Source organism: Reichenbachiella ulvae (assembly GCF_025833875.1).
GTDB lineage: Bacteria > Bacteroidota > Bacteroidia > Cytophagales > Cyclobacteriaceae > Reichenbachiella > Reichenbachiella ulvae.
Genome location: NZ_JAOYOD010000001.1, coordinates 4,656,213 through 4,676,301 on the forward strand (window position 1 = coordinate 4,656,213; position 20,089 = coordinate 4,676,301).

Below are 20,089 nucleotides of genomic sequence, written 5' to 3' on the forward strand. Positions count from 1 at the left end.
ACTTGCTGATTTACCTACCCTTCGAACCCAACTTTAGAATGGCTTCCATCGCAGAAGGGTTTGTTTTTGCTGGCGCCACATCTACAAAGCGCGGTGATATTGTCTTTTTCTGTTTGGGATCCCTCATGCTCTATTGTGATGGCCCCATGGATCAGCAGGGGACCATTGGGCTTGCAAACCACTTTTGTTTGATTGGCCTGCGTGGGTTTTTGTGCCAATTGATCATCCACGATGGACAGTGCTCCTGATGGACATTGATGAACCTGAGAGATGATTTTTTCCGAACTGCTGCCTTCCATGTTTACCCAGGGTCTGGCTCGGGGATCAAAAACTTCTTTAAGTCCGTTGAAACATTTGGCGGAATGAATACAAAGTTCTGACTGCCATTTCACTGTGATTTCATCGTTGGAGTAATGTTTAGTCGCCATGTTGTTTTAGTTTGATCTTAAATTTAATCAATTCAACGCAGAGTTTTATTCCTCTCAGAATTTGTCTTATCTTCAAGTTCCAAAATAACCAGCCGCTCTGCCGAGTGTATGAATTAAATAGATTGCTATTGAATTTGTTAAAAAATATACCCAAAGGATTTTTTTTAATTTTAGCATTATCAATTGGTTTTCAGGCTTCTGGCCAGAAGTTGGTCTACGAATTGGTCAAAGGTGGTGATGTGATCGGAGAAATGATTTGCGAAAAAATCGAATCTGGAGATCAGCTGACCTACTCCATTCGCAGTGTGACCAATTTTAGAATTGTGGTAAAGCTCACCGTAGAATATCAGCTGGACGAAACCTATGAAAATGGGGTGTTGATAGAAGGAAGAACTAATAGTACTCTCAATGGTGTGACACAGAAGGAATCTACGGTCAAGAAAAGAAACACAGACTACAGAGTGGAGACAGAAAGTGACATTGTCTTTCTGCAGGACAAAGAAATCAGCTATTCTATTCCTGAGATTTATTTTCAGGAGCCAGTAGGGAAGGACAAGATATTTTCTCAGGTATTTGCCACCTATCTGGTGATTCAGGATCAGGGAGATCATAGCTATCTGCTAGAATCTGAAGATGGTAACAATATCTATAAATATGAAGATGGCATCTGCACGGAAGTGAAAGTAGATCGGAGCTATGCTACCTTTTATATCAAACTAAAATCCAAGTAAGTCAGAGCACCCTCACTTCTGAAATGTGCTGAAGAAAATTATCCATATGAAAATCACTGTTATGAAAACATCCCTAAAGTTTCTCCATCTGGTGGCCTTGCTGCTGATATCTGTTGGTCTCGGCTGGTCGCAAGAATTGTCAGAAAAGGCCATTCCTTTTGATTCTGCTATAACTACAGGCCAGCTAGACAATGGATTGAAATACTTCATCAAGAAAAATGCAAAGCCGGAAAATCGTGTGGAGTTGCGGTTGGTGGTCAATGCCGGATCAATTCTCGAAGATGAGGATCAACAAGGGTTGGCGCACTTCACAGAGCATATGGCTTTCAATGGCTCGAAGAATTTCGATAAAAATGAATTGGTGAGCTACTTGCAGTCTGTGGGAGTGAAATTCGGCGCACATTTGAATGCATATACCTCTTTTGACGAGACGGTTTATATTCTTCCGATTCCATCGGATGATGAAGAGATTTTGGACCAGGGAATGACGATTTTGGAAGACTGGGCTGGCAATATTCTTTTTGACGCTGAAGAATTGGACAAGGAACGCGGCGTGGTGATCGAGGAGTGGAGACTCGGCCAGGGAGCAGATACGCGAATGATGGAGGAATACTTACCTGTAATTCTAAAAGGATCTAAGTATGCTGAGAGACTACCGATTGGCAAGAAGGAGATTTTAGAGACCTTTCCAAGGGAAGCGATTACCAGATTCTATCAGGATTGGTACCGTCCAGACCTGATGGCAGTAGTGGCTGTAGGGGACATTGATGTCCAGCAAATGGAACAGCGTATCAAGGATCACTTTTCTGGATTGACCAACCCTAAGAAGGAAAGAGAAAGAAAAGAATTTGATCTCCCAGATAATGATGAGCCATTGGTAGCTATTGCTTCGGATCCAGAGGCTACCAACATCCTTTTCAACATCATGTTTAAAAAGGAAGCGACGGATTCGAAAACGGAAGAGGATTTTAGAAGAGGGCATGTACAGGGATTGTTTCTAGAGATGATGAACCAGCGATTGAGCGATTTGTTGCAGTCTGGCAATCCTCCTTACCTATATGCAAGCACTTATATAGGATCGCCGGTTTCGAGAACGACTACCGCTTTTTCTGGGTTTGCGGTTCCCAAGCCAGACGATATCAAAACGGGCATCACTACCATGCTGCAAGAAATTAGACGTGTCCAATTGCATGGATTCAATGACTCAGAATTGAAGACTGCTAAGCTGAATGTAATGGAAGCTTATGAAAGTGCATACAAGGAAAGAGACAAATCAAAGTCTGCTTCTTATGCCGATGAATTGATCCGACATTTTTTGGAAAAGGAGCCCGTGCCTGGTATCACTTATGAACACAATTTTGTGAAGGAGCATCTGGATGGCATCACATTAGAAGAAGTGAACAGCATCATCGGCAAATGGATCAAGAAGGAGAACAGAATCCTTTATATGACAGCTCCCGAGCAGGAAGACCTGGTATTGCCTACAGAAGAAGAAATACTAGCCTGGGTTGAGGAATATGAGAACATAGAATTGGAGCCTTTGGAAGAAGAGGTGATTGATGCCAATTTATTGAAGCAAGAGCCTAAAGGAGGCAGCATCGTTTCGCAAGAAACAATCGATGAAATAGATACGAAAGTCCTGACACTGTCCAATGGTGCCAAGGTCTATCTTAAGCAGACGGATTTTAAGAATGATCAGATTCTTTTTTCAGCCTTTAAGGAAGGAGGAACTTCTCTGGCATCTGACGATGGTTTTTGGTCAGCAGAGATGGCTTCTAATATAGTAGGGTTAAGCGGAGTGGGCGACTACACCTACACTCAATTGGAGAAAGCGCTGGCGGGTAAGTCGGTTGGCTTGTCTCCCTACATTGGAGAGCTAGAGTCTGGTTTTCGAGGCAATGTTTCTCCTCAGGACCTGGAGACCATGTTCCAACTCGCCTACCTGTATATGAATCAGGTCAGGAAAGATGAAGAGGCTTTTCAGTCTTTGATGCAGCGCAACAAGGCCATATTGTCCAATGTGCTATCCAATCCGTCTTACTATTTTCAGGATCGCATGGCACGGATTCTGAGTCAGGATCATTTGCGTGGGGGAGGAATTCCTAAAGTAGAGGATCTGGAAAAGGTGAATTTGGATGAGGCCATTGCTTTTTTCAAATCGGAATTTAGAGTAGCTGGCGCCTTTACCTATGTCTTTGTGGGCAATTTCGAAGAGGAGAGTCTTCTGCCATTGATTGAACAGTATTTAGCAGGAGGAAAGGAAACCAGGGCAGAGAATACCTATATCGATCGTGGCGTGCGTCATCCCTCAGGAATGCTACAAGAAAAAATCTATAAAGGAACTGAGGAGCAAAGTACAGTTGTGATGAGCTTTGACGAGGAAGCGAAGTACAAGCAAGAAGAAAGCTATTATCTACGGTCTTTGGCTGAAGTATTGGATATCAAGCTAGTGGAAATCTTGAGAGAAGAAAAAGGAGGAGTATACGGTGTAGGAGCGAGTGGTCAGGGAAGTCAAAGACCTTATGAGCATTATGCCCTTTCAGTCAAATTCCCTTGTGGACCCGAAAATGTGGATACGCTGGTCATGGCAGCCCTGGATGTGATCAAGGACGTGCAGGACAATGGAGTATCCGAAGAGGACCTTAACAAGATAAAAGAAACGCAGCGTCGCGAGATGGAATTGAGTTGGAAAGAAAATGGATTCTGGTTAGGGGCGATAGGAAGTTACCTGAAGAACGGGTTTGAGCTCAGCGAAATGAAGGAGCTGGACACGCGAATCGAGGCGCTAAGCGCGAAAGACATTCAAAAAGCCGCTCAGAAATATGTAGATACTTCTGAGTATGCTCAGATCGTTTTATATCCTGAAACGATGAAGGAGTAGTAAGAATCTTGTAAAGAACGGCTTTGTTATGGGTTATAAAACTAAGCCGTTCTTTTCTTATTATTTAAACTTTCGTGTTTACTTATAAGTCAATATTGATAGTTACCTTTCCTCCAAGTCCTTTTTCTACTATGTCGTATAGCGTTTTCAATGTGAGATTGCTCCCATCATTTTCAACCCTAGAAATATAGGTTCTTTTTTTATCTACTAGTTCGCCTAATTGTTGTTGGGTTAGTTGTTTTTGCTCACGAGCTTGACGCAACATCAATCCTATTTTTAAGCCTTCTGCTTCCCTTTCTAATTGGTCACGTCTTGGCGTGCCTACTTTTCCAAAGACGTCATCTTTTATGGTTTTCCAGGATTTAGTTGTCATGATTGTTTTCTTTTTCTCTATAATACTCTTCCATTAGTTTCAGAGCTCTTTCTATTTCATTCTTAGGGGTTTTCTGTGTTTACTTTTGAAATCCATTAAGAAGGATGACTAATTGGTTTCCATCAAAAAAGCAAAATACTCTCCAAATGTTGGGTCCCAATTGAATCCTTGTTTCATAGAGCCCGTCACTGCCAGTTATATGTTTTAAATAACTGGATGGAACACGTTCGAGAATTTCGATTGCTTCAATGATCTTAAAGATTTTGTTCTGAACCTTGGTAGATTGGTTCTTAAGAAAATCTTCAAAATAATGTTTGTAAGCAATGACCTCTCGGACTTTGTGCATTTATCAAAGGTAACTTAAAAGTTACTTTTGGCCAAAGTTTGATTCTTGTCGAATTATTTTTTTAGGAATTATTGAAGATATGGATTATCTAGAAATAACAGTGTTGATCAACAAAAAACGAAGGCGTCTATGATAAGTAGACGCCTTTTTCTTTGCCTTTGAAAACCACCGTCACGTGATCGTTCATCGTGGTAGCCAGTTCGTATCCTGAATACTTCGGGTAGATGGGGAAGGACTTGTGGCTTCTGTTGACCATTACGGCCACTTCTATCTTCTTAATGTTAACGTTGAGCAGCGCTTTCAATGCATAGGCCGCCGTCTTGCCAGAGTGCAGGACATCATCGATCAGTATCACAGGCTTTTTGATCAATTCTTTGTCATCCAGGTCTAATTCAATTTCTTCAGACAGAGGGGCCTCTTTGTTGATGTCTACTTTGCCAACCGTGTACTTCTGGTTCGAAATTTTTTTCAATTCCTTTTCTAGCATCTGGGCAAACTCATGGCCATTGTCGGATACACCGGCCAAAATCAGATGCTTTTCCTCCAAGTGATTTTCATAAATCTGATAGGCAATACGTATGATGCGCTGATCGATCTGAGCGCTATCTAATATAATATCCTTTGACATGTTATGTTCAGGCATTAGATTCTGGAATCGGAATTTCTTTGTTGTTTTTGAAAGTAGACAAAATTACCATCGACTGCAAACTGTCCACTACTTCTATGTCACTGACTTTTTCCAACATCAGCAATTGATAGGAGGCAATGTCTTTAGCGATCACTTTGAGGATGAAGTCTCCAGAGCCTGTGATGTGATGGCATTCGACTACTTCGTCTATTTGAGCGATTTTAGATAGGAAAGAATCAATGTTCTGTTTGTTATGCCCTTTGAGAGATACCTGAACGAAAGTGTTGACCCCCAAACCCAGCATTTCAGCGTTCAATTCAGCATGGTAGCTTTTGATGATTCCGCCTTGTTCGAGTTTTTTGACTCGCTCAAGAGTAGGAGCCGGTGAGAGCCCTACTTCTTCGGAAAGCTTGGCATTGGTGATTTTTCCGTTGTTTTGCAGGATCTTCAAGATTTTCCGATCCGTCTTGTCGATTTTGATGTTTCCTTTCATTATTTGATTTCAGTCTATATTGCTAGATTGGATTTTGCCGAAATTTTATTTCAAGCAAATGTAATCAACAAAATAAGTTATATATAATTCTTAGCTTAACAACATTACACGAAATATTGTTCCATAATGTTTTGGTAACAAGTAAGTAAGAACAAACCCTTATTGATGTTTGCTTTTTTGCTCTTGGCAGTTGGCTTATTGCTTTTGGTCATTGGCTATTGGCTATTGGCAGTTGGCTTATTGCTTTTGGTCATTGGCTATTGGCTATTGGCGCTTGGCTGTTGGCTTTTAGCCATTGGCTCTTGACTCTGGTCTTTTGTTTCCCAACTTATTTGTTACAGGTTTTATGTTCAAGATTTTTTCGTTTGGCGGTTAGCGATTAGCGCTAAGCGGTCGGCTATTAACTTTTGGCTCCCGACTCCTCTTGCCTTTTGCCTCTCACAATCTTGCCTCTTATTTTACTGCTTAATGATTTTCTGAGTTTTTTCCTGTCCGTTGTATACAAACTTGACAATGTATAGACCCGCTCCAAAGTTGTCTGTATCTATCAGAAATGTATTGAGCCCTGCATTGACCTCCATGTATCTTTCGTTGAAGACCACAGCGCCAGTAGCATCGATCAGGTAGAGCTGAACGGGTGCTTTACCTGGCAGAATGGTCTGAATGTACAAAGTGGGCTGCCCCACTGGCAGAGGATTAGGATATGGTTGCTCCATGACCATCTCTTGCTCGAAGTTGATACAGCCCTGGTTATTGAGCGGATTCACATCCTCCAGGTCTGATTTTCTGTCCAGTAGCTCTACACACACGAATTGGATGTTGTTTCCTGCTATTGGGAGATTGAAATTGAGTGGAATCGTGACGCTCTCGTCTTTTCTCAATCGCTGATCATAGCTCTCAAAAATGGAACTTTGACTTTCAAAATCGATGCGGATATCGAACCCGTCCAAATTGAAACTGCTGTTGTTTCGTGCTGTGATATAGAGTCGGTTCATGCCATTTTCCTCTATGGCCTGTACTCTTAACAGTTGTAGATCCAATTCAGGTTCGGCAACCAGAATATCCATGTAAGCCGAATCGCTACAGAATTCATTGTATGCAATCAGTTCGGTCACATAATCTCCGTTGCTTTCATATACGTGGCTTGGGTCCGTTTCTATACTCGTGGCACTGCCATCTCCAAAGTTCCAGAGGTAGCTGATGCCTCCTTCTGACTGGTTGCTGAAGTTAACAGGCAGTGGTGCACCGCCATATTCATCATCCACCTCAAAGCTGGCAATTGGTGAAGCCTGAACGGTAATGCTTTGATTGGTTTCATTTTCACAACCCAGGTCATCGATTACTCGCAAGTTTACGTCATAGTTACCCGCCTCTTGAAAGTAATGACTCACCTGACTGCCATTGGCAGTACCTTCTCCCGCAAAGTCCCAGGTACGTGAAAGAATGGAAGGCCCCTGGCTGCTGCTCTGGTCGCTGAACTGGGTCGCTTCATTGTCACAATTGGCAGAATAGCTGAAATCTACCTGTGGCAAATCGTAAATGGTAAACTCTTGCTCAGCCTGAGCCACGCAGAGGTTGTTAGGAGTGACAGAGAGCAGGGCGGTATAAGTCCCAGGCGTATCGAAGACCTCGGTCACATTTTGAGTGAAATATTCCTGCCCATCGATCAACCAATACCAGGCGGCCAGTTGATTGTCCGATTCGGTGGTGCTGAGGTCTGTAAAGGTGCTTTCTGTACCCAAACAAGCTACATCGATATTGAAATCTACTTGGGGACTAGCTCGAACGATGACCGTTTGGGTAGCCGTATTGCTGCAATTGCCCGTATTGGTAACCGTCAGGCTCACGTTATAGCTGCCCGTTTCATCAAAAAGGAAACTTGGGTTTTGATCTCCTGAACTGCCTAAGGCACTAAAGTCCCATTCCCAACTCTGGAGATTATTGATGGCATCTCCAGAGGTCGATTCGTCTGTAAAGTCTACAGCACTTCCTTCACAGCCCGGCGTGTTGATAAAAGACACCTCCGGGATTCCATTGATGCGGATGCTTCGGGTGATTTGGTTTGAACAGCCCTGATCGTTTTCCATGGTGAGTGTCACCGGATAGTCTCCAGCTGCTCCGTATAGATAGCCTGGATTCGAAAGGTTAGATGAACCCAACTCATCCCCAAAGTCCCAGAATGGATTGACCAAACCATCCCCTATCGTAAGGTTGGTAAAGGTAGCCGTCTCACCAAAACAATCATTCTCGATGATGAAATCCGGTCTAGGCCCCTCAATGATATCTAAGCTTTGAGTAGTGCTGGTTTCACAGCCAGGAATGGCCATGGTCAATTGTACCACATAGGTTCCCGCATTCGCAAAAGTGTGCGTGTTCTGATCGGAGGGAGCGCTTCCATCTCCATAGTCCCAGCTATAGTTGATGTCCGCTTCACCGTGATTGCTTTCGTCGCTGTTGTTAGCGAACAGCAACTCGCTGCTACTACAGTAAGGAGCCGCAGTACTCACTTCAAATACCGGAGCAGGAGGCGCCTCATAAACAGACAATTCTTGTACCGCCGAATTCGAACAAACCCCATCCGATACGATCAATTTCGGCTGATAAAGCCCAGCAGCAGGAAACTGAAAATCCGCACTGGCGCCCGTAGCATCTTCTACCCCATCTCCATTAAAGTCCCAGGAATAGGAGTTGATGGCGGCTGGGTCATCTACTACAGCGGAGAAGGTATTGGTATTGGAGACACAACGGGAGTCATCGATGGTGAAGGAGATGTTTGGAGCAGTAGCAGAGGATACTGTAATGGATTGTGTAGTGGTGTTAGTGTTTCCACTGTCATCGATGGCAGTGAGCGCAATGTCGTAAGTGCCCGCTTGGGAGAAGGAGACATTGGAAGGAGATGCAAGCGAAGAAGTAGGAGTGGAAGCGAAGCATTGGATATCAAAAATGACTTCATAGATTTCACTACTAACGTTGCTGGAAGAGAAGATTTTCCAGTTACTCTGAAGTTTGTAAGCACTTAGCGCAAAGTTGTTAGATATGGTTAAGAAGTCGGTTAGATCAGAGAGGTTAGGGGTAGAGTTGTAGAGGTCGTTTCCTAATTCTAATCTGTAGATATTTCCTATGGCAGATTGAATGATAAGGAAGTATTCTTCGCCTTCCATAATGAGAGCAATCCCTCTTGGATCAGTGATAGTAGCTGTTAACTCATTAATGTCGGGAGTTAGATTAGCCAGGTCAGCACCAAAATTGATAGAGAATATTTTATCATTTCCATTGGAAGAAACGAAAGCAAGATATTGACCACAGTTTTTGGATAGAGTGATTCCTGCAAGTTTACTAGCACCAGTAACAGTAAGTAGGTTTTCAGAAGGAGTGTTAAGGATACTGTTTCCGAAGTGGTAAGAAGCAAGGATATTACTGTTGAGGCTTGTGACTAAGGCAAAAAGGTTTCCATTATGGTTTTCAACAACCAGATCGATTGCATTGCTTAGGTTGTCAAACACCCCTAAATCAATAATAGAAGGAGAGTTATTGGTCAAGTCAGTACCAAATTCTAATCGATAAATGTGATTGTCATAAGAAATGACAAGACCATACCAGTTTCCCGCTTGATTAAAAACCTCTAAAGAAAGAAGCTGTCCGGTGGCAACTTGAAGATCAATGGCAGTAGGTACTGAAGAAGGGTCAGTACCATAGTCAAGTCTGTAAATAGTGGAGTTTCCCCTACTGGACACAAAACCGTAGAAATTATTGAGAGAATCGACCATTTCTACTTTGAAAGAAGTAGGGATATCATTTGCTTCTACTTCGAGAGAAGGTTGGGCATAAAAGTCTTGTAGGCAGAAGTCCCAAGTGTAATAGTCAGCATTAATGGATAGGTTCTGAAGGGAGAAATTTTCGTCGATACAAACATCCGCTTGAACAGAGAAGTCCGCAATTGGACAGCTGGCTTCAGCAATAGATACTGTTTGATTGATGGTTTCTTCACAACCCTGGTTGGTATTGATGGTCAGACTGATATTATAATCACCGGGAGAAGAGAAGGTAAATTCAGGGTTTTGAGCAGAAGAAGCCCCAAGTCCATCAAAGTCCCAAGCCCATGAGTTGATGGCATCATCAGCGATAGTGAGGTCATTGCCAGTGAAAGAGACGGGTAGGTTTTCGATGGCCTCTCCGTAAGAGAAGCTGACCTTAGGGTCATCGGATACGGTGATAGTCTGAGAGGCAGTAGTTTCACAGCTGTTGTCGTTGGCCACTGTGAGAGAGACTGTGTACTCACCGGCAGCAAAAGTATGCGAGGGGTTTTGCTCTGCGTTGATAATGGTACCCTCTCCCATGTCCCATACATAGCTACTGAGGTCAATACCTGATCCAGTAGTCGCATCTGTAAACTGGATGGCAGAAGCAGAAGAGCAGTTGTTGGTGTAAGAGAAGTCGACGGTAGGGCCTTCGATGATAACAATATCATCGGAGTAAACGGTCGTAGTACATCCAGGAATCATGGCCGTTAGTGAGACGGTTTTGGTACCCGCAGTAGCGAATGCATAGACTGGATCTTTATCAGCAGAAATAGCCTCTCCATTGAAGTTCCAACTGTAGGTGACCACATCAGCGGAACCATTTTCATTAGTGAGGTTAGAGAAGGTGATATCAGAATTGCTACAGGTATTACCGGTAAAGTCAAAGTTGGGAGTAGATGGGACGTTATAGAGAGTGATGTCTTGAGAGGCAGAGTTGGTACAGCCATCTGTACTTTCTACAGATAGGGTGACAGCATAAGTTCCTGCCCCATCCGTACTAAAACTGTAATCTGCACTAGCCCCCGTAGCATCCTCTACGCCATCCCCATTGAAATCCCAGGAGTAGGCAGCGATGGTTGCTGGATCGTCGACTACAGCAGCGAAGGTGTTGGTGTTAGAGACACATCGAGAGTCGTCTATGGTAAAAGAGACGTTGGGTGCGGTAGCAGAGGACACGGTTACCGACTGTGTAGTGGTGTTAGTGTTTCCACTGTCATCGATGGCAGTGAGCGCAATGTCGTAAGTGCCCGCTTGGGAGAAGGAGACGTTGGAAGGAGATGCAAGCGAAGAAGTAGGAGTGGAAGCGAAGCATTGGTTATCAAAAATGACTTCATAGATTTCACTACTAGCGTTGCTGGAAGAGAAGATTTTCCAGTTACTCTGAAGTTTGTAAGCACTTAGAGCAAAGTTGTTAGATATGGTTAAGAAGTCGGTTAGATCAGAGAGGTTAGGGGTAGAGTTGTAGAGGTCGTTTCCTAATTCTAATCTGTAGATATTTCCTATGGCAGATTGAATGATAAGGAAGTATTCTTCGCCTTCCATAATGAGAGCAATCCCTCTTGGATCAGTGATAGTAGCTGTTAACTCATTAATGTCGGGAGTTAGATTAGCCAGGTCAGCACCAAAATTGATAGAGAATATTTTATCATTTCCATTGGAAGAAACAAAAGCAAGATATTGACCACAGTTTTTGGATAGAGTGATTCCTGCAAGTTTACTAGCACCAGTAACAGTAAGTAGGTTTTCAGAAGGAGTGTTAAGGATACTGTTTCCGAAGTGGTAAGAAGCAAGGATATTACTGTTGAGGCTTGTGACTAAGGCAAAAAGGTTTCCATTATGGTTTTCAACAACCAGATCGATTGCATTGCTTAGGTTGTCAAACACCCCTAAATCAATAATAGAAGGAGAGTTATTGGTCAAGTCAGTACCAAATTCTAATCGATAAATGTGATTGTCATAAGAAATGACAAGACCATACCAGTTTCCCGCTTGATTAAAAACCTCTAAAGAAAGAAGCTGTCCGGTGGCAACTTGAAGATCAATGGCAGTAGGTACTGAAGAAGGGTCAGTACCATAGTCAAGTCTGTAAATAGTGGAGTTTCCCCTACTGGACACAAAACCGTAGAAATTATTGAGAGAATCGACCATTTCTACTTTGAAAGAAGTAGGGATATCATTTGCTTCTACTTCGAGAGAAGGTTGGGCATAAAAGTCTTGTAGGCAGAAGTCCCAAGTGTAATAGTCAGCATTAATGGATAGGTTCTGAAGGGAGAAATTTTCGTCGATACAAACATCCGCTTGAACAGAGAAGTCCGCAATTGGACAGCTGGCTTCAGCAATAGATACTGTTTGATTGATGGTTTCTTCACAACCCTGGTTGGTATTGATGGTCAGACTGATATTATAATCACCGGGAGAAGAGAAGGTAAATTCAGGGTTTTGAGCAGAAGAAGCCCCAAGTCCATCAAAGTCCCAAGCCCATGAGTTGATGGCATCATCAGCGATAGTGAGGTCATTGCCAGTGAAAGAGACGGGTAGGTTTTCGATGGCCTCTCCGTAAGAGAAGCTGGCTTTAGGGTCATCGGATACAGAGATAGTCTGAGAGGCAGTAGTTTCACAGCTGTTGTCGTTGGCCACTGTGAGAGAGACTGTGTACTCACCGGCAGCAAAAGTATGCGAGGGGTTTTGCACTGCATTGATAATGGTACCCTCTCCCATGTCCCATACATAGCTACTTAGGTCAATACCTGATCCAGTAGTCGCATCTGTAAACTGGATGTCAGAAGCAGAAGAGCAGTTGTTGGTGTAAGAGAAGTCAACAGTAGGTCCTTCGATGATGATAATCTCTTCGGAGTAAACGGTCGTAGTACAACCGGGAATCATGGCCGTTAGTGAGACGGTTTTGGTACCCGCAGTAGCGAATGCATAGACTGGATCTTTATCAGCAGAAATAGCCTCTCCATTGAAGTTCCAACTGTAGGTGACCACATCAGCGGAACCATTTTCATTAGTGAGGTTAGAGAAGGTGATATCAGAATTGCTACAGGTATTACCGGTAAAGTCAAAGTTGGGAGTAGATGGGACGTTATAGAGAGTGATGTCTTGAGAGGCAGAGTTGGTACAGCCATCTGTACTTTCTACAGATAGGGTGACAGCATAAGTTCCTGCCCCATCCGTACTAAAACTGTAATCTGCACTGGCGCCCGTAGCATCTTCTACCCCATCTCCATTAAAGTCCCAGGAATAGGAGTTGATGGCGGCTGGGTCATCTACTACAGCGGAGAAGGTATTGGTATTGGAGACACAACGGGAGTCATCGATGGTGAAGGAGATGTTTGGAGCAGTAGCAGAGGATACTGTAATGGATTGTGTAGTGGTGTTAGTGTTTCCACTGTCATCGATGGCAGTGAGCGCAATGTCGTAAGTGCCCGCTTGGGAGAAGGAGACGTTGGAAGGAGATGCAAGCGAAGAAGTAGGAGTGGAAGCGAAGCATTGGTTATCAAAAATGACTTCATAGATTTCACTACTAGCGTTGCTGGAAGAGAAGATTTTCCAGTTACTCTGAAGTTTGTAAGCACTTAGCGCAAAGTTGTTAGATATGGTTAAGAAGTCGGTTAGATCAGAGAGGTTAGGGGTAGAGTTGTAGAGGTCGTTTCCTAATTCTAATCTGTAGATATTTCCTATGGCAGATTGAATGATAAGGAAGTATTCTTCGCCTTCCATAATGAGAGCAATCCCTCTTGGATCAGTGATAGTAGCTGTTAACTCATTAATGTCGGGAGTTAGATTAGCCAGGTCAGCACCAAAATTGATAGAGAATATTTTATCATTTCCATTGGAAGAAACGAAAGCAAGATATTGACCACAGTTTTTGGATAGAGTGATTCCTGCAAGTTTACTAGCACCAGTAACAGTAAGTAGGTTTTCAGAAGGAGTGTTAAGGATACTGTTTCCGAAGTGGTAAGAAGCAAGGATATTACTGTTGAGGCTTGTGACTAAGGCAAAAAGGTTTCCATTATGGTTTTCAACAACCAGATCGATTGCATTGCTTAGGTTGTCAAACACCCCTAAATCAATAATAGAAGGAGAGTTATTGGTCAAGTCAGTACCAAATTCTAATCGATAAATGTGATTGTCATAAGAAATGACAAGACCATACCAGTTTCCCGCTTGATTAAAAACCTCTAAAGAAAGAAGCTGTCCGGTGGCAACTTGAAGATCAATGGCAGTAGGTACTGAAGAAGGGTCAGTACCATAGTCAAGTCTGTAAATAGTGGAGTTTCCCCTACTGGACACAAAACCGTAGAAATTATTGAGAGAATCGACCATTTCTACTTTGAAAGAAGTAGGGATATCATTTGCTTCTACTTCGAGAGAAGGTTGGGCATAAAAGTCTTGTAGGCAGAAGTCCCAAGTGTAATAGTCAGCATTAATGGATAGGTTCTGAAGGGAGAAATTTTCGTCGATACAAACATCCGCTTGAACAGAGAAGTCCGCAATTGGACAGCTGGCTTCAGCAATAGATACTGTTTGATTGATGGTTTCTTCACAACCCTGGTTGGTATTGATGGTCAGACTGATATTATAATCACCGGGAGAAGAGAAGGTAAATTCAGGGTTTTGAGCAGAAGAAGCCCCAAGTCCATCAAAGTCCCAAGCCCATGAGTTGATGGCATCATCAGCGATAGTGAGGTCATTGCCAGTGAAAGAGACGGGTAGGTTTTCGATGGCCTCTCCATAAGAGAAGCTGGCTTTAGGGTCATCGGATACAGAGATAGTCTGAGAGGCAGTAGTTTCACAGCTGTTGTCGTTGGCCACTGTGAGAGAGACTGTGTACTCACCGGCAGCAAAAGTATGCGAGGGGTTTTGCACTGCATTGATAATGGTACCCTCTCCCATGTCCCATACATAGCTACTTAGGTCAATACCTGATCCAGTAGTCGCATCTGTAAACTGGATGTCAGAAGCAGAAGAGCAGTTGTTGGTGTAAGAGAAGTCAACAGTAGGTCCTTCGATGATGATAATCTCTTCGGAGTAAACGGTCGTAGTACATCCAGGAATCATGGCCGTTAGTGAGACGGTTTTGGTACCCGCAGTAGCGAATGCATAGACTGGATCTTTATCAGCAGAAATAGCCTCTCCATTGAAGTTCCAACTGTAGGTGACCACATCAGCGGAACCATTTTCATTAGTGAGGTTAGAGAAGGTGATATCAGAATTGCTACAGGTATTACCGGTAAAGTCAAAGTTGGGAGTAGATGGGACATTGTAGAGAGTGATTTCTTGAGAGGTAGAGTTGGTACAGCCATCGGTACTTTCTACAGAAAGGGTAACGGTATAAGTTCCCGCAGTAGCGTACTGATGAGTATTACTAGCACCTGTCAGAGAGGGAGAGCCATCTCCAAAATCCCAGGAGTAGGAAGCGATGTTACCGTCATCTACAGCAGAGAAGGTGTTGGTATTGTCAATACAACGGGAGTCATCTAGGGTGAAGGAGATGTTTGGAGCAGTAGAAGAGGATACTGTAATGGATTGTGTAGTGGTGTTAGTGCTTCCATTGTCATCGATGGCAGTGAGTGCGATGGTATAGGTGCCTGCTTGGGAGAAGGAGATGTTGTTAGGGGATTGGCTTGTAGACGAAGCAGAAGAAGCATAGCAATTAGAAGCAAAAGATATTTTTTGAATATCACTGCCTGTATTTCTAGCGCTGAAACTGATCCAATAATTTTGGTGTTGAAACATAGAGAAGCCCCATCTATTGTTTGACATACTTAATGCTCCCAGGTCTTCCCCAGTAGCATTTCCATTAAAAGTAGTTCCATGATCAATTCTATAAATATTCCCTCCACTGGCTTGAACAATGCTATAAAAGGAACCAGCATCCTGGATGGTTTCAAGTCCGCTAGGATCTGTCATGGTTAGTCCTGTTAAACTGATCTCTGTTTGAGTAGGACTAGCATTAGTAATGTCTGATCCAAATTGGATTTCAAATAATGCATCATCTCCCCGGGAAGTAAGCATGGCAATGTATTCATCACACTCTTTTATTATACTGATCCCTGACATATTTGAGCTGAGGTCCGTAATTGTTATGTCTTCGTAGCTAGGTGTACTGGTAATGTCAGTGCCAAAGTCCAATCTGGTAATTTTGTTGGAGTTATAGTTGGCAAGAATCACATAGTGATTAGTACCGTCAGAAATGTAGTCAAAATCTATCGGGTTACTGAGAGATAAACCTGATACAACAATTTGGCTAATGGTAGGGGTGTTATTGGATATGTCTGTCCCAAATTCAACGAGATAAATTTTATTGTCCCAGGCATTTACAAAACCATAATAATTGCCGGACTGTTCTATTATTTTGATGTTCAAAAGATTGCCTGTAGCTAATGAAAGATTGGTAGTTGATACAATGGTGTTTTCAGGACTGTCTCCATAATCTATTCGATATATGGTATTGCTCCCTCGACTAGTAACGAACAAATGATAACTGCCATCAACTTCTACTAAATCTGGGGCAAATGCAGTATTTACGCTTGAGCTAAGCAAACTAGCTGTAGGCGTAGCGTTTATCTGGTCTGGGCAAAAATTCCATTGGTATGATGACGCCCCTGTACTAGAATTATTAATGACTAAATTTTCATTGAGACAGATATCAGTTTCAATACTAAAATCAGCTGTTGGACATTGTGCCCAAACAGTAATTGAAAATGTGCTCAATAAGAGTAATATATAACAAAGTCGTTTTGTCATTTGTCTAATTCAGTCAACGTTGGTTTTGAATGTTTATTGGGGAGATGCAGGAGGGGAGGTTAATAATTCAAGCCTTCATTTAAGATAAAGGTGTAAATATCACTAACCGTCTGCAAATTACGGTATTTTTTTGCTAATTCGAGGGTGTTTTTTGGCAGTTCATTCCTTTTGATCAATTGAGACCAATTGATCAGTAGATCATTCTCAATAATGAGCCCCCCATTTTCGTTTCTGATAATGTCACTATCATCTCCTATTCCATCGGGACTAATGATGGGCAATCCATTGGCCCAATATTCTCCATTTTTGATGGGGCTAAAGGCGAAAGATTGTTTAGAAGGCTTGTGAAGACTAAAGGCAAAGTCTGCCGCACTTAGATAGTCTGGAACTTCAGCATGCTTAACTAGCCAGTGGTGGATGTTAGAAATGGGTATTCCAAATTCCAAGGATCGGGATATCACAAAGTCTTTGAGAGCAGGGTTAAGCAAGATCAGATGAAAAACTTGATAATACTCAAAGGCACTTTTGAATAGTTGAAAGGCTTCTTTGTCCCAATAGATATCTCCAAATTTTCCTACATAAATGCCCACCTGAGCTGATGAGGGAATATTCAACTCTTGCCTGATTTTCTTTCTGCTTTCATCCGAAAAAGCGAATTTTTCAATATCCACCGTGCAGGGCATGACGGTTACTTTTTTTTTATTCACCCCTTCATTGATGAGTTTTTCCTTATATTTTTCGGTTACAGGCATCAGACGAAAGGCCTCTTGTTTTTGTTTTTCCTCTAGATGCTTTTGTAATCGATAGCTTATACCCGTTTTTGACCAAATCCCATGCTCTGCCATGTAGTCAGCATGCGGCTCAAATGATTCTACAGTAAAGGGTACACCTGTGAGGCGATGCGCCCAGTATCCAATACCCCCAGCCAATGAACTTCTGCACATCAATAGGTCGATCCTTTCTTTTCTAATAAGTTTCTTCAAATAGAATGGAAGCTGAATAAAATCGCCGAATTTAGATAGGAATCGTACAGAGTTGAGCGATTGGAAGGGGAGGTGCTTGATTTTGGGGTGATTGGGTACCTGATACTCCTTTTCTTTTTTTCTTTCTATGGATACATATAGGATTTGATTGACCTTCTCAAAGTCCGCCAATATTTTTAGGTGGGGATTGATAGTCGCCTGACTCAGCCCCTCATTGGCTCCCCAGTATCCGAAAAAAAGAATATTCATTATGTATGCAAGATAGGAAGAAGTGGAAAGTTGAAAGGTGGAAAGTTGAAAGTTAAGTTCGCTGTAGGCACAGCCGCACACTGTTACCACGTCATAGCACTAGATTTTAGACATTTTTTCGATATTTCACTCCGCAGTAATCCCCTCCTGGGAGGGGTAGGGGTGGGTCTGTTCTATATTTAAGTAAAATAGTTTAATACCTTATAGTTCAAGACCCCTTCCGCCTGTCGGCACCTTCCCGAGGGAAGGATTATATAAGAATCTTTTGTAGTTGTTTACCCCTCCGTAGTACTTCCTTTATTGGAGCGTTTCGACTGGTAATCAAGGTAAACTCTAGTGTCTAGCCTCTAGAGTCTAACCAAACAAATAGCGAAAAGCAGACCAAACCTTACCCGCCCTCAAAAATGACTTGAACATGATGCTTTTTCTCTTTCGGGTGTAGGCTCGACGAAGAGAAGGAGGCAAATCGAGCTGATCCAGATTAATATCCAATGTGAGATAGCCTGCTCCCAAACCTTTCAAATTGGACATGGCAGATTGATTATGTACTCGGTATAGTAGGCAGGTTTCGTTACTAAAGGAATAGTTCCCCCCATCTGCAGCGAGTTTAATATAAAAATGCAAATCTTCTGCATGAGATAAGCCTTCCATCATTTGGTAAGTTTTTCCTTCTTTTCTTTTGATCAACCAAGAGGGACCAAAAAATGAATGGCCAGTCATTTTAACTAGATCAGACAATGGTTGGCCTCTAAATTTTGGATTCCAGGTCGAAAGGTGCTTTGAAAAATCTTGATTCCATTTTTCAACCTGCCCATCTACAAAGTCGACATCCGTTTGATCTTCGAACACAGCTAACCTACTTGACAAACTGTGAGGGGTGAACCGATCATCCCCATCCAAAAAACAAAAGTAGTCTCCTTTCATGGCAGTAAGCCCTAGGTTTCTAGCCGCACTTACCCCAGCGTTTTCTTGTTCAAAGTAGTGGATCCGAGGATCTAGGTAGGTATGGATTATCTCAGCAGATTTATCCTGGCTGCCATCGTTGATGATGAGTAGTTCCCAGTTTTCGTGATCCTGTGCCAGCACCGAATCGATGGCCTCTGCTATATATTGCTCCCCATTGTAAACGGGCATGATGATGGATACCAGATCAGACATTAGGAAGGGATTAACTTTTCAATTCTTTCTATCTGCTTTGGATAAGTGTTATCCATGGCCAGGCAACTTCTTTTGGCGCATAGTTCCGCATGGCTCAACTCAGATAGTTGCTTCACGGTCTGACGAAACAGCTCAGGGTAACCTTGATTCTTTTTGCTCATCCTGATGATGCGTTCATCTAGTCCATCAAACATTTTAGTATAGGTGGCCACTATGGGCTTGCCTGTGCCTAGATATTCCATCATTTTGTGAGGATTCGCTTGATCGAGATGATGCTCCTCCTGATACAATATCAATAATAGATCTGCAGCGGCATAGTAATTAGGCAAATCATCTGCTGCAATGGGTCCCAAGTGGTGGACATTGTTTGCGGCAAATACAGTCTCAATGACTGATGAGGTGTTGTTTTGTGCATTTGATTTTCCCGTCCATGGTCCTAATAATATGAAATCAACCGTAGGATTGTCAGTTACGATTTGGTGAAAAATGCCCCAATCCAAATAGGGCATGTCCAGATTGCCTGCATAGAGCGCTTTGGTAATCTGCTGGCCGGGTAGCTTTATTTCTTGAGTGAGCGTCTTATCGTTGAAGCCATGCTGGATCAGGTGGCAGTTGGTTTGATATTGGGTCAGTCGATTGATGATCAAGTCAGAACACCCCAAACATAGATCAGCAGTGCTTGCTGCTTTTTTCGTTTCGAAATCCTGATTCAAATCTACGATGTGGTTGATGTTGAAGCTAGGAAGGCATGTGAAATCAAAAAAGACGGAGTTGTCAAAGGACCAAACGATATCAAAATTGAGTTGACAGTAGTTTTGAATCTGATTGAATTTTTTAAGGATTAGACGCTGACTGATGAAAGCAGGGAGCAAACGGAGACCTTTGAGGAATTTGGGATAGTTGAGTTCTTGCAGGCCTTCCGTATCAGTGTCTTTCAATTCCCAATGATCACTGGCAGGATTGGCAAAAACCACCTGATTGCCCCGCTGCGCCAGATGTCGGGCATAGTGGTGTTTCGACACATTGATGTGCTCCCAGGGCTCTGGTGAGATCAGTAGGATGTTTTTGCCCGTTAGTTTCATGACTTTGCAATTTAGTTGAAAGTGAAAAGTTGAAAGTGAAAAGTTGAAAGTTATGTTCGCGATTGGCGCAACCGCCTACCACTATCTCCTGGCGGTAAGAGTGAATGTTGGCGGATGGGTTGGTACCATCTAAGGATGAGATTACCCGATAGATTCTTCCTGCGTCAGAACCTTCGGGTAATGA

Annotated in this window: 11 protein-coding genes; 2 read left to right on the top strand and 9 right to left on the bottom strand. The window is 42.8% G+C overall.

What is annotated here, in order from left to right:
- Window positions 1-14: 14 nt before the first annotated feature.
- Window positions 15-428, bottom strand: a complete 414-nt coding sequence (locus N7U62_RS19100) for a (4Fe-4S)-binding protein (protein ID WP_264139687.1) — start codon at window positions 426-428, stop codon at window positions 15-17.
- 128 nt (window positions 429-556) lie between these two features.
- Here N7U62_RS19100 and N7U62_RS19105 point away from each other — a divergent pair, with 128 nt between their 5' ends.
- Both N7U62_RS19105 and N7U62_RS19110 read left to right on the top strand, forming a co-directional pair.
- Entirely contained in the window at window positions 557-1,159 is a 603-nt protein-coding gene (locus N7U62_RS19105) for a DUF6134 family protein (protein WP_264139688.1), read from the top strand.
- A gap of 61 nt (window positions 1,160-1,220) precedes the next feature.
- Window positions 1,221-4,040 (top strand): M16 family metallopeptidase, encoded by a 2,820-nt coding sequence (locus tag N7U62_RS19110; RefSeq protein WP_264139689.1) that lies wholly within the window; start codon window positions 1,221-1,223, stop codon window positions 4,038-4,040.
- Window positions 4,041-4,122: 82 nt separating this feature from the next.
- On the opposite strand, the gene N7U62_RS19115 is transcribed toward N7U62_RS19110, so the two are convergent.
- From N7U62_RS19115 to N7U62_RS19150, 8 genes are all read right to left on the bottom strand, one after another.
- Entirely contained in the window at window positions 4,123-4,413 is a 291-nt protein-coding gene (locus N7U62_RS19115) for a helix-turn-helix domain-containing protein (RefSeq protein ID WP_264139690.1), read from the bottom strand.
- Window positions 4,414-4,492: 79 nt separating this feature from the next.
- Window positions 4,493-4,759: a type II toxin-antitoxin system RelE/ParE family toxin gene (locus N7U62_RS19120; protein ID WP_318840718.1), complete on the bottom strand. Its 267-nt coding sequence runs from the start codon at window positions 4,757-4,759 to the stop codon at window positions 4,493-4,495.
- Between the two features lie 127 nt (window positions 4,760-4,886).
- Entirely contained in the window at window positions 4,887-5,387 is a 501-nt protein-coding gene (locus tag N7U62_RS19125; protein ID WP_264139691.1) for a phosphoribosyltransferase family protein, read from the bottom strand.
- 7 nt (window positions 5,388-5,394) lie between these two features.
- A complete protein-coding gene (locus tag N7U62_RS19130; RefSeq protein ID WP_264139692.1) occupies window positions 5,395-5,880 on the bottom strand; it encodes an Lrp/AsnC family transcriptional regulator in 486 nt (161 codons plus the stop codon).
- A 458-nt stretch (window positions 5,881-6,338) separates the two neighbouring features.
- On the bottom strand, window positions 6,339-16,400 hold the full coding sequence (locus N7U62_RS19135) for a PKD domain-containing protein (protein ID WP_264139693.1): 10,062 nt from the start codon (window positions 16,398-16,400) through the stop codon (window positions 6,339-6,341).
- Window positions 16,401-16,492: 92 nt separating this feature from the next.
- Window positions 16,493-17,665 carry a glycosyltransferase gene (locus N7U62_RS19140; protein ID WP_264139694.1) on the bottom strand — a complete coding sequence of 391 codons (1,173 nt, stop codon included), beginning with the start codon at window positions 17,663-17,665 and terminating at the stop codon, window positions 16,493-16,495.
- Window positions 17,666-18,019: 354 nt separating this feature from the next.
- On the bottom strand, window positions 18,020-18,823 hold the full coding sequence (locus N7U62_RS19145) for a glycosyltransferase family A protein (protein ID WP_264139695.1): 804 nt from the start codon (window positions 18,821-18,823) through the stop codon (window positions 18,020-18,022).
- A complete protein-coding gene (locus tag N7U62_RS19150; protein WP_264139696.1) occupies window positions 18,823-19,905 on the bottom strand; it encodes a glycosyltransferase family protein in 1,083 nt (360 codons plus the stop codon). The genes N7U62_RS19145 and N7U62_RS19150 overlap by 1 nt, the downstream gene beginning before the upstream one ends.
- Between the last annotated feature and the right edge of the window lie 184 nt (window positions 19,906-20,089).

Coding starts and splice junctions, on each gene's coding strand:
- N7U62_RS19140 (WP_264139694.1), bottom strand. CDS start 17,665: ATGAATATTCTTTTTTTCGGATACTGGGGAGCCAATGAGGGGCTGAGT.
- N7U62_RS19150 (WP_264139696.1), bottom strand. CDS start 19,905: ATGAAACTAACGGGCAAAAACATCCTACTGATCTCACCAGAGCCCTGG.
- N7U62_RS19110 (WP_264139689.1), top strand. CDS start 1,221: ATGAAAACATCCCTAAAGTTTCTCCATCTGGTGGCCTTGCTGCTGATA.
- N7U62_RS19125 (WP_264139691.1), bottom strand. CDS start 5,387: ATGTCAAAGGATATTATATTAGATAGCGCTCAGATCGATCAGCGCATC.
- N7U62_RS19100 (WP_264139687.1), bottom strand. CDS start 428: ATGGCGACTAAACATTACTCCAACGATGAAATCACAGTGAAATGGCAG.
- N7U62_RS19145 (WP_264139695.1), bottom strand. CDS start 18,823: ATGTCTGATCTGGTATCCATCATCATGCCCGTTTACAATGGGGAGCAA.
- N7U62_RS19120 (WP_318840718.1), bottom strand. CDS start 4,759: ATGCACAAAGTCCGAGAGGTCATTGCTTACAAACATTATTTTGAAGAT.
- N7U62_RS19130 (WP_264139692.1), bottom strand. CDS start 5,880: ATGAAAGGAAACATCAAAATCGACAAGACGGATCGGAAAATCTTGAAG.
- N7U62_RS19115 (WP_264139690.1), bottom strand. CDS start 4,413: ATGACAACTAAATCCTGGAAAACCATAAAAGATGACGTCTTTGGAAAA.